We start from the raw sequence: 15,629 nt of genomic DNA on the forward strand, positions 1-15,629 counted from the left end.
CCAATTTTTATTTTTTTATGTTATAATATGCTTTGAATAACTATACTTTTTTGATAGTTAAATTGATAAGTGAGAAACTTGGTAGATAGAGAGGAATGGTCTAATGGCTAGAGATGGCTTTTTTACAGGATTAGATATCGGAACAAGCTCCATTAAGGTCTTGGTAGCAGAACACGTAAACAATGAATTAAACGTAATTGGAGTTAGTAATGCCAAAAGTGCTGGCGTAAAAGATGGTATCATTGTAGATATCGAAGCAGCAGCAAGTGCTATAAAATCTGCAATTTCACAAGCAGAGGAAAAAGCAGGGATTTCCATTAAGTTGGTGAATGTTGGTTTGCCTGCTAACTTGTTGCAGATTGAGCCAACGCAAGGTATGATTCCTGTAACAAGCGAAACGAAAGAAATTACAGATGCAGATGTTGAAAATGTGGTGAGATCTGCTTTGACAAAAAGTATGACTCCAGACCGTGAAGTTATTACCTTTATTCCTGAAGAGTTCATTGTAGATGGCTTCCAAGGTATCCGTGATCCTCGTGGAATGATGGGCATTCGTTTAGAAATGCGTGGGCTTCTCTACACAGGACCACGCACTATTCTTCATAATTTACGAAAAACAGTTGAGCGAGCAGGAGTTCAAGTAGAAAATATTATCATTTCTCCGCTTGCTATGACCAAATCTGTTCTAAATGAAGGAGAACGTGAATTTGGTGCAACTGTCATTGATATGGGTGGTGGTCAAACAACAGTAGCTTCTGTTCGCAACCAAGAACTGCAATTTACCAATATCTATCAAGAAGGTGGCGAATACGTCACAAAAGATATCTCAAAAGTTTTAAAAACTTCTAAAAAACTTGCAGAAAGCTTGAAGTTTAACTATGGCGAAGCATACGTACCTGCTGCTAGCAATGAGTCCTTCCAAGTGGAAGTGATTGGAGAAGTGGAGCCAGTTGAAGTAACAGAGCGCTATTTAGCAGAAATTATTTCAGCACGTGTTAAACATATCTTTGAACAAATCAAGCAAGATTTAGAAAGAAGACACTTATTAGAACTTCCAGGTGGAATTGTTATTATTGGTGGTGGTGCAATTTTACCAGGTGTGGTGGAATTGGCGCAAGAAGTTTTCGGTGTTCCTGTTAAACTATACGTACCAAATCAAATCGGTATTCGTAATCCAGCTTTTGCTCATGTCATTAGCTTATCAGAATATGCTGGAAATCTATCTGAAGTGGATGTTTTAGCACAAGCTGCTGTTCACGGTGATGAACTTTTGCGTCATCAACCGGTTGAATTTTCTCGTCCGACTCAACAAAGTCAGTCGTTCAATCCGTTGCAGCGCTTTACTCAGCCGCAACAGACAACTGTGACTCCGATTGCTGAACCAGCAGAAGAAGTTGAACGTCCCGAACCACTTCCGACACAATCTCAACAACCAAAAGAAAAATTGACAGATCGTGTTCGAAATCTACTTGGCAATATGTTTGATTAAAGGAGAAGGTAATACATTATGACATTTTCATTTGATACAGCTGCGGCACAAGGAGCAGTAATTAAAGTTATTGGTATCGGTGGTGGTGGTGGTAATGCCATTAACCGCATGATTGATGAAGGAGTATCAGGCGTTGAATTTATCGCTGCCAATACAGATGTGCAAGCTCTGAGTGGCTCAAAAGCAGAAACCGTTATTCAGCTTGGACCAAAGTTGACTCGCGGTCTAGGTGCTGGAGGACAGCCTGAAATCGGTCGTAAAGCGGCTGAAGAAAGCGAAGAAGTGTTGACGGAAGCTCTTACAGGAGCTGATATGGTGTTCATTACTGCTGGTATGGGCGGTGGATCTGGTACAGGTGCTGCACCAGTTATTGCTCGTATTGCAAAGGGTCTTGGTGCCTTAACTGTTGCAGTTGTTACTCGCCCGTTTGGCTTTGAAGGAAGTAAGCGTGGTAACTTTGCGATTGAAGGAATCAATGAACTTCGTGAGCATGTAGATACACTTCTTATCATTTCAAACAATAATTTACTTGAAATTGTTGATAAGAAAACTCCTCTTCTTGAAGCTTTGAGCGAAGCAGACAATGTCCTTCGTCAAGGTGTACAAGGAATTACGGACTTGATTACAAGCCCAGGACTTATTAACCTTGACTTTGCCGATGTAAAAACCGTTATGGCAAATAAAGGTGATGCTCTTATGGGGATCGGTATTGGTAGTGGTGAAGAACGTGTTATTGAAGCTGCACGTAAGGCTATCTATTCGCCGCTTCTTGAAACAACGATTGATGGAGCTGAAGATGTCATCATCAACGTTACAGGTGGTCTTGATATGACCTTGATTGAAGCAGAAGAAGCATCAGAAATTGTCAATCAAGCAGCTGGTCATGGTGTTAATATCTGGTTAGGTACTTCTATTGATGATAGCATGAAAGATGAAATTCGTGTGACAGTTGTTGCAACGGGTGTTCGTCAAGAAAAAATTGATCGAGTAAGTGGTGTTCGTCCAGTTGCTCAACAAAATTCTTATGCAGCTGGAACTCGTGAAAATCGTAATTCTAGAGGAAGCCAAGGTTATGACCGTAACTTTGATTTGACTGAAAATCTTGAAGTTCCAAAGCCAAGTCGTCAACGGACAGAAGCGCCACAGGCTTCAGCATTTGGTGATTGGGATTTGCGTCGTGAGAATATTGTTCGCTCAACAGATGCGAGTGCCGCACCAGCTGTGGAACGTTATGAAGACACCAGTTCTGATGACGATGAATTAGAAACACCACCATTCTTTAAAAACCGATAAAATGGATTTAGCAAAGAATACATATCAAGTTTTAGAAAATGTAGCACAAGCTACTCAAAAAGCTAATCGCTCAAAAAATTCAGTAGAAGTAATAGCTGTCACCAAATATGTTGACAGCTCTACTGCTAAAGAGCTGGTTAAAGCAGGAATTCATCATATCGGTGAAAATCGAGTTGATAAATTTCTAGAGAAATATCAGGCTCTGAAAGATGAACGTGTAATTTGGCACTTAATTGGTACACTTCAAAGGCGGAAAGTGAAAGACGTCATCAATTATGTTGATTATTTCCATGCCTTAGATTCAGTAAAATTAGCTCAAGAAATCAACAAAAGAGCTGAACATATCATTAAATGCTTTTTACAAGTAAATATTTCCAAAGAAGCTAGTAAACATGGTTTTGCTGTAGAGGAAATAGATACGATTTTACCTGAGCTAGAAAAACTTGAAAACATTCAGATTGTAGGTTTGATGACAATGGCACCAATTGAAGCAGATGAAGTGGAATTAAATGTCATTTTCCAACAAGCCTATCAATTACAGCAAAGATTACAACGTAAACAGTTATCTAATATGCCTTTTACTGATTTAAGTATGGGAATGAGCCGTGATTATACAATAGCTATTGCAAATGGTTCGACTTTTGTCAGAATTGGTACCGCATTTTTTAAATAGGAAAGTATTATGTCTCTTAAAGATAGATTTGATAAATTCATTGATTACTTTACGGAAGATGGTGAAGATGCTGGCGTTCAAACGCCTGAGCTACCACCACGTGCGAGTAGTCAATCTGTAACACCTACTAAAGAAAGAACAGTACATACAGCAAGTAGTTCTGTACAATCTTCTACAAGGTCAGGAGCAAATGAGAATATCACTCGTCTTCATGCGCGCCAGCAAGAATTGGCACAACATCGGACAATTTCAGATGACAAAGTGACAATCAATGTTCGTTATCCAAGAAAATATGAAGAAACAACTGAAATTGTTGATTTGTTAATTGTTAATGAAAGCATTTTGATTGATTTTCAATATATGACAGAAGTGCAAGCTCGTCGTTGTTTGGATTATTTGGATGGTGCGCGTTATGTGCTTGCTGGGAACATAAAAAAAGTTGCGAGTACAATGTACCTTTTAACACCAATCAATGTTATTGTAAATATTGAGGATTTAAAATTGCCTGATGATTTGCAAAGTGGCGAATTTGATTTTGATATGAAACGTAGATAAAAACATGGTTTGGATTGTAAACATACTTTATAATTTGGTAAGAGTGTATTCATTTATTTTAGTGGTGTATGCTCTCTTATCTTGGTTTCCGGGTGCCTATCAAACATCACTTGGTCAGTTGATTTTACGGATAGTAGAGCCTGTTTTGAAACCATTTCAACGTTTCAATTTACAATTTGCTGGTCTTGATTGGACGATTCTTATCGTTATCTTTCTTTTGAATTTGGTTTCTGGCATCATTTTGAATGCTCTTTTGCTTTTAGCTTAAATTCATGAAGAATATTAAACATTTATACCAACATTTTACAGAAGAAGATCGTGAATTTGTTGATAAAGGTTTAGAACAGATGCAGCGAGTTGAAGATTCTTATTCTTTTGAAGTGACTTCGTTTGTAAATCCACATCAAGTTGAAGTTTTGCGAAATCTTGGGAATCATTTGCAATTGCAAATATTTTCAAGTTCGGATTATTATACGAGTGAATTTGCTAAAGTCATTATTGCTCCTCTCTACTATGAGTTGCAATTAAGTGATTTTGAAATGGAGTTGTTAGAAATTAGCTATGCGAATAAATTTCACCATTTAACCCATTCGCAAATAATGGGAACGTTATTGAATCAATTAGGGATTGAACGTAAAGTTTTTGGTGATATTCTTGTAGCTTCAGGTAGAGCACAAATTATGGTAGATAAGAAATTTACTCAATTTTTCATCGATCATATCTCAAGGATAGCAAAGATACCTGTAAAATTAAAGCAAGTAGATTTTTCACAACAAATTATCGCTCAAACTGATTCAAAACTAAGAGATGTGCTTGTCTCTAGTATGCGTTTGGATAAAGTGGTAGCTGCCTCATTTCATTTGTCACGAAGCATTGCCGCTCGGCTGATAGCAACAAAGCAAGTTAAGGTAAACTATTCCATGCTGGATAATCCCAGTCATCATTTGTTATTAAATGACTTAATTAGTGTACGAGGATATGGGAGAGTAAAAGTTTTAAGAGAAAATGGCTTTTCAAAAAATGGGAAGTATAAGTTAACTGTTGAATTATTGTCTAGTAAGTAAGGAGAAAATATGGCTATTACATCGTTAGAAATTAAAGATAAAGCTTTTGCTCACAAATTTAGAGGATATGATGTTGATGAAGTAGATGAATTTCTTGATATCATTGTCCAAGATTACGAAGATTTAGTTCGTGTCAATCATGAGCAAGAGTCAAAAATTAAAAATCTGGAAGAACGTTTGACCTATTTTGACGAGATGAAGGATTCCCTTAGCCAATCTGTATTGATTGCACAAGATACGGCAGAACGTGTAAAACAAGCGGCAAATGACCGTTCTGAAAACATTGTTCATAAGGCTGAGCAAGAAGCCCAACATTTGTTGGATGAGGCAAAATACAAGGCTAATGAAATTCTTCGTCAAGCGACTGATAATGCTAAGAAAGTGGCTGTTGAAACAGAAGAGTTGAAAAATAAAACGCGTGTTTTCCACCAACGTTTAAAATCAACCATTGAAAGTCAATTAAGCATTGTGAATTCTTCAGAATGGGAAGATATTCTTCGCCCAACAGCTACTTACTTGCAGACTAGTGATGAAGCCTTTAAAGAAGTTGTTCAGTCTGCTTTGGGTGAAGTCGTAACGACTCCAGAAGAAGATGAAGTGGATGTGACGCGTCAGTTCTCTCCAGAAGAAATGGAAGAATTACAAAGACGCATTGAAGAAGCAAATCGTGAATTAGCCGAAACACAAGCGTTTGAAACATTAGATGAGTCTGTCTTAGGATTAAATCTGACAAATGCTGAGACTTCAACAGATAACTCAGAAGCTACTTCAACAGAATCTGTAGATATTTTATAAGAGAATGTAAAAACAAGATGCTAACAAAATATTCGCAGCGAGCAGGTGACGGTGAGAGACCTGTAATCCCTTTTGTTAGGATTATCATTTTGCAAACTTAGATCTGAAAATAGTAAGATTTAACGCTTAACTCACGTTACGAGTAAGAGGGATAGGAATCTTATTCTTATCTAAATGAAGGTGGTACCACGAATTTTCGTCCTTTGGATGAATTTGTGGTTTTTTTATTTTAATTTGTTACTAATATGAAAAAGGAGAACTTATGAAATTAAAAGAAACACTTAATCTTGGAAAAACAGCTTTTCCAATGCGTGCTGGTTTGCCGAATAAAGAACCTCTTTGGCAAAAAGAATGGGAAGATGCAAAATTGTATCAACGCCGTCAAGAATTGAACGAAGGTAAACCACACTTTACACTTCACGATGGCCCTCCTTATGCTAATGGAAATATTCACGTTGGGCATGCCATGAACAAGATTTCTAAAGATATTATCGTTCGTTCAAAATCGATGTCTGGCTATTATGCGCCTTACATTCCAGGCTGGGATACTCATGGTCTTCCGATTGAGCAAGTTCTGGCAAAGCAAGGTGTGAAGCGAAAAGAAATGGATTTGGCAGAGTATTTAAAACTTTGTCGAGATTACGCACTCAGCCAAGTAGACAAGCAACGGGAAGATTTCAAACGCTTAGGTGTTTCTGGTGATTGGGAGCATCCGTATGTGACGTTGACTCCGGATTATGAAGCTGCTCAAATTCGTGTATTTGGAGAAATGGCGAAAAAAGGCTATATCTACCGCGGTGCGAAGCCGGTTTATTGGTCATGGTCATCTGAATCAGCTCTTGCAGAGGCAGAAATTGAGTATCATGATTTGGTTTCAACCTCTCTTTACTATGCAAATAAGGTAAAAGACGGCAAAAATGTGCTAGACACAGATACCTATATTGTGGTTTGGACAACAACACCATTTACTATTACGGCTTCTCGCGGTTTGACAGTAGGTGCTGACTTTGATTATGTTGTGGTAAAACCAGCTGGGGAAAGTCGTAAATTTGTCGTTGCTGCTGACTTGCTCAATAGCTTGTCTGAAAAATTCGGCTGGGAAGATGTAGAGGTCTTGGCAACTCATCGCGGTGCTGAACTGAATCATATCGTGACAGAGCACCCGTGGGATGAGGAAGTAGATGAATTGGTGATTCTTGGTGACCACGTTACACTAGATTCCGGTACAGGAATTGTCCATACTGCTCCTGGTTTTGGTGAGGACGACTACAATGTTGGGATTGCAAATGGCTTAGAAGTAGCCGTTACAGTCAATGAACGTGGTATCATGATGGAAAATGCTGGTCCAGATTTTGCAGGGCAATTTTATGACAAGGTAGTTCCTACAGTAATTGAAAAGTTAGGTCAACTTCTCCTTGCGCAAGAAGAAATCTCTCACTCTTATCCATTTGACTGGCGGACGAAAAAGCCAATTATTTGGCGTGCAGTACCGCAATGGTTTGCTTCAGTTTCAAAATTCCGTCAGGAAATTCTTGATGAGATTGAAAAAGTACAGTTCCACTCTGAATGGGGTAAAGTTCGTCTTTACAATATGATTCGTGACCGTGGAGATTGGGTCATTTCGCGTCAGCGGGCTTGGGGAGTGCCACTTCCAATCTTCTATGCGGAGGACGGAACACCGATTATGACAGAGCAAACAATTGAGCATGTGGCTGAGCTCTTTGCGGAACATGGCTCTATCATTTGGTGGCAACGAGAAGCGAAAGACTTGCTGCCAGAAGGATTTACTCATCCAGGGTCACCAAATGGTACGTTCACTAAAGAAACAGACATCATGGACGTGTGGTTTGATTCAGGTTCTTCTTGGAATGGTGTAGTGGTCAATCGTCCTGAATTGACTTATCCTGCCGACCTGTATCTTGAAGGTTCTGACCAATATCGTGGTTGGTTTAACTCCTCTCTCATTACATCTGTTGCAAATCATGGAGTGGCTCCTTATAAACAAATCCTTTCACAAGGCTTTGCTTTGGACGGCAAAGGTGAAAAGATGTCGAAATCTCTTGGCAACACCATTGCTCCAAGTGATGTTGAAAGACAATTTGGAGCTGAAATCTTGCGCCTTTGGGTGACGAGTGTGGATTCTAGCAACGATGTGCGTATCTCTATGGATATTCTTGGTCAAGTGTCTGAAACCTACCGAAAAATCCGTAACACCTTGCGCTTCTTGATTGCTAATACTTCTGATTTTAATCCAAAAGAAGACGCTGTTGCCTATGATGACCTTCGCACTGTTGATAAGTACATGACTGTTCGCTTTAATCAACTTGTCAAGACGATTCGTGAAGCATATGCAGATTTTGAGTTTTTGGATATTTACAAAGCGATTGTAAACTTTGTGACAGTTGATTTATCAGCTTTCTATCTTGATTTTGCAAAAGATGTTGTCTATATTGAAGCAGCTAAATCATTGGAACGTCGCCAAATGCAGACCGTCTTTTATGATATTTTAGTAAAAATTACAAAATTGTTGACCCCAATTCTTCCACATACAGCAGAGGAAATCTGGTCTTACTTAGATCATGAGCCAGAAGAATTTGTTCAATTAGCAGAATTGCCAGATGCGCTGACTTTCCCTAATGAGGAAGAACTATTGGATACTTGGACAAACTTTATGAACTTCCGCAGTCAAGCTCAGAAAGCTTTGGAAGAAGCACGTAACGAAAAAGTAATTGGAAAATCTTTGGAAGCTCACTTAACTGTTTATCCAAATGAAGTTGTGAGAACGCTACTTGAAGCGGTTAATAGCGACGTTGCGCAACTTCTCATTGTTTCTAAATTAACAATCGCAGACGGGGAAGCTCCTGAAAATGCTATTGCTTTCGAGGATGTAGCCTTTACAGTTGAGCATGCAGAGGGACAAGTTTGTGAGCGTTGCCGTCGGGTAGATGAAACAGTCAAAGAACGCAGCTATCATGCAATTGTTTGTGACCACTGTGCAGAAATCGTTGAAGAACATTTTGCGCAAGCAGTTGTAGAAGGATTTGAAACAAAATAATCAAAAGGGAGTGGGACAAAAATCGGTAATTTCGAAGAAAGTTGATTTTGTCGTCCCACCCCCCGCACAGTTGAGTAGGGCTGTAAAGGTTGATTTATCAACCACATAGAACCCACTCAATCACTGCGACTTGCAAGAAACTCATAAAAATCTGACGAGGTTAAGGACTTTTGTCCCAGCCTCGTCAGATTTTAATTTTAAAGTTGCAAATGCAACTAATGTATGTTATGCTGATTTCATTGAGAATTTTCTATTTTATTGAGGATGGCTTCTAATTGAAAGAGTTCAGAGGAAGTCAAATCTTTCATGACAGTCTGGATATAGGTCGTTTCAAATCCAATCAATCGGTCGTAGATTTGCAAAGCCTTCGTCGTAGGGAAAAGCTCTTTAAATTTCTTATTTTGAGAGTTGACTTTTTTTGTGATAAATCCTTTTTCCTCTAGTTTTCTAAGGGAACGACTAAGTGTTGTTTTATCAATTTTCACCATATGAGAAAGTTGAGATTGATTCAGTCCTTCATGCTCAACAATGCGGATAAGGATAAGAAAGAGATTATTATCTAGGTTATATTGGCTGGCTTCATGATTCATATTCATCATGGCTTGGCGAGAAATTATGCCCATTTGACGAAAGAGATGACGATAATCCATAAAAGGCTCCTTTTATAGTTGCATTTACAATTATTATATAATAAAGAAGAAGGGAAAACAAGTATGTGGTATAAAAGGACATTTGAGGAATTAACCACCTTAGAATTTTATAAATGTTTAAAATTGCGTTTGGAAACGTTTGTCGTAGAGCAAAATAGTGTTTATAATGATTTGGACGAGCACGATTTAGAAGCTATCCATATTTTTCATGAAAATGAAGTCGGCGAGGTAGATGCTTATGCGAGAGTATTTGAAACGGGCACTACTATTCATTTTGGACGTGTCGTAACAGCGGCTTCTACTCGCGGTCAAGGGCTTGGTCGTAAGTTGGTCCAAGCTATTATGGAGACTTGTGCTGAAAAATGGCCTGAAAAAGAGATCCACATAGAGGCGCAAGAGCAGGTGGTGAGCTTGTATGAGAAATTTGGATTTGAAGCTGTTAGTGAACCCTTCATCTTAGAATCACGTGTACATGTGAAAATGGTTTACAAACGAGAATAAATGGAAAAATAAGTTTTGATAATGGGAAACGAAAGAATCTGTTCCTAAAATAATTTAAGTCGTTTACAAAAAGTACTCTATTTTAGTGGAAAATATGATAGAATAGCTGATAGGAGGAACAGTATGTTTCATAAAAGTAAGTTATTTTTTTGGACAACAGAAGTCTTACTACTAACCATTATCTTTTTTATCTGGCGGCAAATGGACGGCTTGATTTCCCCTTTTGTGAGCGTTTTAAATACGGTTTTAATTCCTTTTCTAATTGCGGGATTTTTGTACTATGTGACGAACCCATTAGTGAAATTTTTGGAGAAAGAGCTGAAAATTAAGAGGATTTTTGGAATTTTGATTACCTTGGTTCTCTTGTTTGGAATTATTGCTCTGGGCATTATTTATCTGCTACCTATTTTGATTACGCAGTTGACAAGTTTGATTTCTTCTAGTCAAAATGTTTATGGAGAATTGCAAAATTGGATTAACCAGCTATCGCAGCACTCTCTCTTTAAAAATCTGAATATCCAGTCTATTATTAAGCAGTTAAATTTGTCTTATGTGGATATTTTGCAAAATATTTTAAATAGTGTCACCAATAGTCTGGGGAGTGTCGTTTCAGCAGTAGTGAATACATTTTTGATTCTCATCATGACGCCGATCTTTTTGGTCTATTTCTTAATTGACGGGGATAAATTACTGCCCATGTTGGAAAGAACTGTTTTGAAGCGGGATAAGCTCAACATCACGAAATTATTGACCAATCTTAATGCAACGATTGCTCGGTATATTAGTGGGATTTCGATTGATGCGTTTATTATTGGAACGTTGGCTTTCATTGGCTATAGTGTTATTGGTCTGAAATATGCTTTGATATTTGCTATTTTTTCTATGATTGCTAATCTTATTCCTTATGTGGGTCCAAGCATTGGGTTGATTCCGATGGTTATCACTTATCTGATTGCTGATCCGAAAAAAATGGTGATTGCAGTTATATATATGTTAATTGTGCAGCAAATTGACGGAAATATTCTCTATCCACGGATTGTAGGTGGCGTGATGAAGGTGCATCCAATTACCATTATGGTTCTCTTGCTTTTGTCAAGTAATATTTATGGGATTGTTGGGATGATTGTAGCGATTCCGATTTATTCTATTTTGAAAGAAATTGCAAAATTCCTAGCGAATTTATATGATAATCATCGAGCTGCACAGGAGCAAAAGAAAAATGAGGAGTACGGAATTATTAATAAATAAGAGCAGGACGCTGAATAATTTCAAAGTCTGAAAGATGAATAGACATTCAGAAGGACTATGTCTTAATGTTTTAGAATGATGAATATAGGGAAGTGGAAGCAAACTAAATGCAACAAGAATTTAGTTTGGAATTCCACTCCTTTTTTTCTAATACGTTTTATTAAAACCATAAGTGTATTTTTATGCTAAAATAGAACTAATAAGATAGAGGAGGTACACTTATGGTAACACGTCGTAAATATTCTCCGCAGGAAATAAGAAAAAATTCTTCTTATTTCTCTCCTTTGAAGGCAATAATTGAAACAGCTTTTTATGAAAATCAAGTTGTTGCAATAAAAACAGTGGAAGAAGCTTATCAATTGGCTTCCGCAGCTGCTGGGACAGTTGTCTTAGATATGCCTGTCATTCATACAAAGGAATTGGGCTTGCCTTCTTATGCCCGCGTTTTATTAACGAATTCTGGAGCAGTCGTTGGTCGAACGGCTAAAGCTCGACGGATTTTTGGTAGGGACAGTGAGGAAGATGAAAAGCTGCTTTCAATAGTACGCAGTGCAATTTATCAAGCTCATCATCGAAAATTTTATAAGGCAGATGCAGTTGTAGGGCTTGATGAAGCCTTCATGGCTTGTGCTCATCTTATGGTTCCTGAAGATGAAATTAACAACCTGTATTCTTGGCTTTTAAACTTTCAAATTTTGGATGAAGAGTTTAAAAATCGTTTGAGAGTTTCTAAAAAGTACGATGAAAATGATATATTTGTCTTTTTTGACCCCAAATGGAAGCATCCAGATTATCCTGAAGGGTTGGTTTATTTTGATACTCAGCACAATTGTGTCATTATTTTGGGCTTAAATTACTTTGGTGAGTTGAAAAAAGCGACTTTAACCTTAGCTTGGGCAACCGCTGCTAGAAATGGATATGTAGCTTGTCACGGCGGCTTGAAAATTTTTAAACAAGAAGCGGATAAACAAGATTATGTAGCTTCTTTCTTTGGTTTATCTGGTTCAGGGAAATCCACACTGACACATGCCAAACACAATGGAAAATATGATATTAAGGTTTTGCATGATGATGCCTTTATTATTTCTATCAAAGATGGCTCTTCCATTGCTCTGGAACCGTCCTATTTTGATAAAACGAATGACTATTCCATTGGACATAGGGAGCAGGACTTTTTTGTAACAGTTCAGAATTGTGGTGTGACACTGGATGACAATGGTCTAAAAAAATTGGTGACAGAGGACATTCGAAATGGAAATGGTCGGACAGTCAAGTCTCGCTTTGCAACACCAAATCGGGTCGATCGAATTGATGAGCCGATTCAAGCCATTTTCTGGATTATGAAAGATGATTCTCTCCCACCTTTGATCAAAATCAACGATTCGCTGATGGCTTCTACGATGGGCTGTACCTTGATGACCAAGCGTTCCAATGCTGAAAATGTCACTGGCAAGCACGATGATTTAGTCATTGAACCTTATGCCAATCCATTTAGAGTGTATCCCTTGGTGGAAGATTATCGGAAATTCCGTAGTCTCTTTGAATCTGGTGTCGACTGCTATATCATCAATACTGGATTTTATATGGGAAAGGGAATTTCAAAAGAGGTCAGCTTGAATATTATTGAAAAAATTGTTGATGAAGCGGCAGATTTTAAACCATTTGGACCGTTGGAAGGATTCGAATACATGGAATGTGAAGGCTATCCGATTCCGAATTTTGATGCTCGCTATAAACAGTTAATCAGAGAAAGAATGCAAATACGGCTGAACTTCTTGCTTGCCTTTAATCAAAAATACCCTAAAACGGCACTTCCTGTTGACGCAATTTCACGTTTGGAAACAGTTCTGCAAAATCTAGAATCTTAATAAATCATTATCTTTGTAATTTCCCTCTAAATTTTTCTTTTTAACACTCCTTGTGCAAGAAGTCAAAAAGTATGCTATAATTAAGATTACTTATATATGAGGAGAGAACATTCATGGAAGACCCTAGCAGTCAGACCTTGTTACTGCAAGCTTTACTATTACTAGTTTTAACACTTTTAAATGCCTTTTTTTCAGCAGCAGAGATGGCGATGGTATCTTTAAATCGCGCTCGTGTAGAGCAAAAAGCTGAAGAAGGCGATGCAAAATACATTCGTTTGTTAAAAGTCTTGGAAAATCCTAATCATTTTCTGTCCACTATTCAAGTTGGGATTACTTTGATTACGATTTTGTCAGGGGCTAGTTTGGCCAATGCACTCGGTCAGGAAATTGCTTCTTGGATGGGAAATTCCGAGACTGCAAGAGCCATTGCAAGCTTTTTATCTGTTGCTATTTTGACTTATATTTCGATTGTTTTTGGTGAATTGTATCCAAAGAGAATCGCTCTGAACCTCAAAGATTCCTTAGCGGTTCGTACAGCGCCAGTTATCATCTTCTTGGGAAAAATTGTCAGTCCCTTTGTTTGGCTTTTATCAGCCTCTACCAATCTGCTCAGTCGAATCACTCCCATGACTTTTGATGATGCAGATGAGAAAATGACACGTGATGAGATTGAGTATATGCTGACCAATAGTGAAGAAACATTGGATGCAGATGAAATTGAAATGCTGCAGGGGATTTTTTCACTAGATGAGATGATGGCGCGTGAGGTAATGGTGCCGCGTACCGATGCGTTTATGGTGGACATCAATGATGATACCAAGGAAATTATCGAAAGTATTTTGAGGCAGAATTTCTCACGAATCCCAGTCTATGATGATGACAAGGATAATGTTATTGGGCTTATTCACACCAAACGTCTGTTAAATGATGCGTTTACCAATGGTTTTGATAATATTGTACTACGAAAAATTTTGCAGGAACCGCTCTTTGTGCCAGAAACGATTTTCGTGGATGATTTGCTGACAGAGTTGCGGAATACGCAAAATCAAATGGCGATATTGTTAGATGAATATGGTGGTATGTCTGGTCTGGTAACGTTGGAAGACCTACTGGAAGAAATTGTTGGTGAGATAGATGATGAAACAGACAAGGCCGAAGTAGAGGTGTATCAGGTTTCTGACCATACTTACTTTGTCCTTGGAACTATGAGTTTAAATGACTTTAACGAGTATTTTGAAGTTGAACTGGAAAGTGATGACGTTGATACCATTGCGGGCTATTATTTGACGGGCGTAGGCTCGATACCCGACGTGAAAGAGCGTTTGAGTTATGAAGTGGAAAGTCAGGGCAAAAAGCTCATTTTAACCAATGATAAGGTAAAAAATGGACGAGTGACAAAGCTCAAAGTAGAAGTTTCTGAAATAGTAGAAGAAGAGGAAGAAGTTGAGAAATAATCTCAGCTTCTTTCGTTTTTCAAAAATTGATAAGTTTGCTTTACTTTTATAAATATGTGAATGACATTAAAAATAAAGGAAGCAGATTGATGACATCCTTCCTTTTTGGCTATTTTAAATATTGAAGAGTGAATTTTGTGAAGGTTCATGATCATTTTTGCCGCTTGGCAAAATCAACGAAACGGAATTTTTCGAGTTTATGACGACTATCTGTAAACTGAAATTGCTGTCCGTCTGCGAGATAGACTTTTGATTTGACAGAGACGACATGGTGGTCATTTCCAATGCTCATCAATATTTTATCGCGATTGGTAGCTGGATCAATTGTGATTTCTTTTTGGGCGTAAGCAATGTGTAGCCCCAGTTCATCTTCTAAATAAGCATAAATTGAATGCTCTGCAATTTCACGGCTAATAGAAGGGACAAAACTCTTATCAAGGTAATCAATATCTAAGACGGAGGCAATCCCGTCAACGACCCTTTGGCGAATAATCCGCCACACCAGACGATATTCAGGAAAACCAGTAAGACTGGATAATTTTTTATCAACTGTAATTTTTTCTAACTGGATGACATTGGTTTTAGAATTCATTCCATGTTGCCGAACAAGTTCTTGGTAACTAGTTAGGTTGGAAACGGGAAAGTCAATCTGTTCTTGTTGGATGACTTTAGAGCCTTGACCTCTCATTTTTTGAATGAGACCAGCTTTTTGAAGCAAATCAAGCGATTTACGAATCGTGTCACGGCTGACCTTGTAGGTCTGGACAAGTTCGTGTTCGCTAGGAAGATAATCATTTATCTGATATTTCTCGTTTAGAATATCTTGTTCTAAGAGTTTAAAAATTTGTTCATATTTTTTCATGATATCCTCACTTGTTTTCTTTTTAGCATACAACTAAATAAATTTTACCAAAAAAGAGCCTTTTTTACTACAAACAACTTGCAGACATCTTTGGTATCGTTTACAATAAATGTATCAATCAA

12 protein-coding genes and 4 pseudogenes are annotated in these 15,629 nt (G+C 37.9%); 14 read left to right on the forward strand and 2 right to left on the reverse strand.

The features are described 5' to 3' along the window. Window positions 1–103: 103 nt before the first annotated feature. The 10 genes and pseudogenes from ftsA to ileS form a co-directional block, all read left to right on the forward strand. Window positions 104–1,310, forward strand: a pseudogene (gene ftsA / locus EL087_RS02055) (cell division protein FtsA); the annotation flags it as partial. Next, a pseudogene (locus tag EL087_RS09530) lies at window positions 1,289–1,489 on the forward strand (cell division protein FtsA C-terminal domain-containing protein); the annotation flags it as partial. The pseudogenes ftsA and EL087_RS09530, both read left to right, overlap by 22 nt. 18 nt (window positions 1,490–1,507) lie before the next feature. Next, window positions 1,508–2,782: a cell division protein FtsZ gene (ftsZ, locus tag EL087_RS02060; protein WP_003025701.1), complete on the forward strand. Its 1,275-nt coding sequence runs from the start codon at window positions 1,508–1,510 to the stop codon at window positions 2,780–2,782. Window position 2,783: 1 nt separating this feature from the next. Further along, complete coding sequence (locus EL087_RS02065) at window positions 2,784–3,455, forward strand: YggS family pyridoxal phosphate-dependent enzyme (RefSeq protein WP_126406565.1); 672 nt, start codon at window positions 2,784–2,786, stop codon at window positions 3,453–3,455. 9 nt (window positions 3,456–3,464) lie between these two features. Continuing rightward, window positions 3,465–3,548 (forward strand): annotated as a pseudogene (locus EL087_RS09535) (cell division protein SepF); the annotation flags it as partial. Window positions 3,549–3,644: 96 nt separating this feature from the next. Further along, window positions 3,645–4,010: pseudogene (locus EL087_RS02070) on the forward strand (cell division protein SepF); the annotation flags it as partial. Window positions 4,011–4,014: 4 nt separating this feature from the next. Then, window positions 4,015–4,278, forward strand: a complete 264-nt coding sequence (locus EL087_RS02075) for a YggT family protein (protein ID WP_003028359.1) — start codon at window positions 4,015–4,017, stop codon at window positions 4,276–4,278. A gap of 4 nt (window positions 4,279–4,282) precedes the next feature. Then, the gene (locus tag EL087_RS02080; RefSeq protein ID WP_126406568.1) at window positions 4,283–5,074 is read left to right on the forward strand and encodes an RNA-binding protein; all 792 of its coding nucleotides are present in this window, start codon (window positions 4,283–4,285) and stop codon (window positions 5,072–5,074) included. Between the two features lie 9 nt (window positions 5,075–5,083). Continuing rightward, the gene (locus tag EL087_RS02085; protein ID WP_003025689.1) at window positions 5,084–5,869 is read left to right on the forward strand and encodes a DivIVA domain-containing protein; all 786 of its coding nucleotides are present in this window, start codon (window positions 5,084–5,086) and stop codon (window positions 5,867–5,869) included. Between the two features lie 262 nt (window positions 5,870–6,131). Then, a complete protein-coding gene (gene ileS, locus EL087_RS02090) occupies window positions 6,132–8,924 on the forward strand; it encodes an isoleucine--tRNA ligase (RefSeq protein ID WP_126406571.1) in 2,793 nt (930 codons plus the stop codon). A 236-nt stretch (window positions 8,925–9,160) separates the two neighbouring features. On the opposite strand, the gene EL087_RS02095 is transcribed toward ileS, so the two are convergent. Continuing rightward, on the reverse strand, window positions 9,161–9,574 hold the full coding sequence (locus tag EL087_RS02095) for a MarR family winged helix-turn-helix transcriptional regulator (protein ID WP_003028354.1): 414 nt from the start codon (window positions 9,572–9,574) through the stop codon (window positions 9,161–9,163). A 63-nt stretch (window positions 9,575–9,637) separates the two neighbouring features. Here EL087_RS02095 and EL087_RS02100 point away from each other — a divergent pair, with 63 nt between their 5' ends. The 4 genes from EL087_RS02100 to EL087_RS02115 all read left to right on the forward strand — a co-directional run bounded on the left by EL087_RS02100 (window position 9,638) and on the right by EL087_RS02115 (window position 14,645). Next, a complete protein-coding gene (locus EL087_RS02100; protein WP_049533483.1) occupies window positions 9,638–10,075 on the forward strand; it encodes a GNAT family N-acetyltransferase in 438 nt (145 codons plus the stop codon). Between the two features lie 123 nt (window positions 10,076–10,198). Then, window positions 10,199–11,323, forward strand: a complete 1,125-nt coding sequence (locus EL087_RS02105; protein ID WP_106384591.1) for an AI-2E family transporter — start codon at window positions 10,199–10,201, stop codon at window positions 11,321–11,323. A 221-nt stretch (window positions 11,324–11,544) separates the two neighbouring features. Beyond that, window positions 11,545–13,191: a phosphoenolpyruvate carboxykinase (ATP) gene (locus tag EL087_RS02110; RefSeq protein ID WP_126406574.1), complete on the forward strand. Its 1,647-nt coding sequence runs from the start codon at window positions 11,545–11,547 to the stop codon at window positions 13,189–13,191. A 113-nt stretch (window positions 13,192–13,304) separates the two neighbouring features. Further along, window positions 13,305–14,645, forward strand: a complete 1,341-nt coding sequence (locus EL087_RS02115; protein WP_126406577.1) for a hemolysin family protein — start codon at window positions 13,305–13,307, stop codon at window positions 14,643–14,645. A 151-nt stretch (window positions 14,646–14,796) separates the two neighbouring features. Here EL087_RS02115 and treR read toward each other — a convergent pair whose 3' ends face one another. Continuing rightward, window positions 14,797–15,507, reverse strand: coding sequence for a trehalose operon repressor (gene treR / locus EL087_RS02120; protein ID WP_126406580.1), 711 nt, complete (start codon window positions 15,505–15,507; stop codon window positions 14,797–14,799). Window positions 15,508–15,629 lie beyond the last annotated feature (122 nt).

Origin of the sequence: Streptococcus milleri, assembly GCF_900636525.1 — a bacterium.
GTDB classification, from domain to species: domain Bacteria; phylum Bacillota; class Bacilli; order Lactobacillales; family Streptococcaceae; genus Streptococcus; species Streptococcus hominis.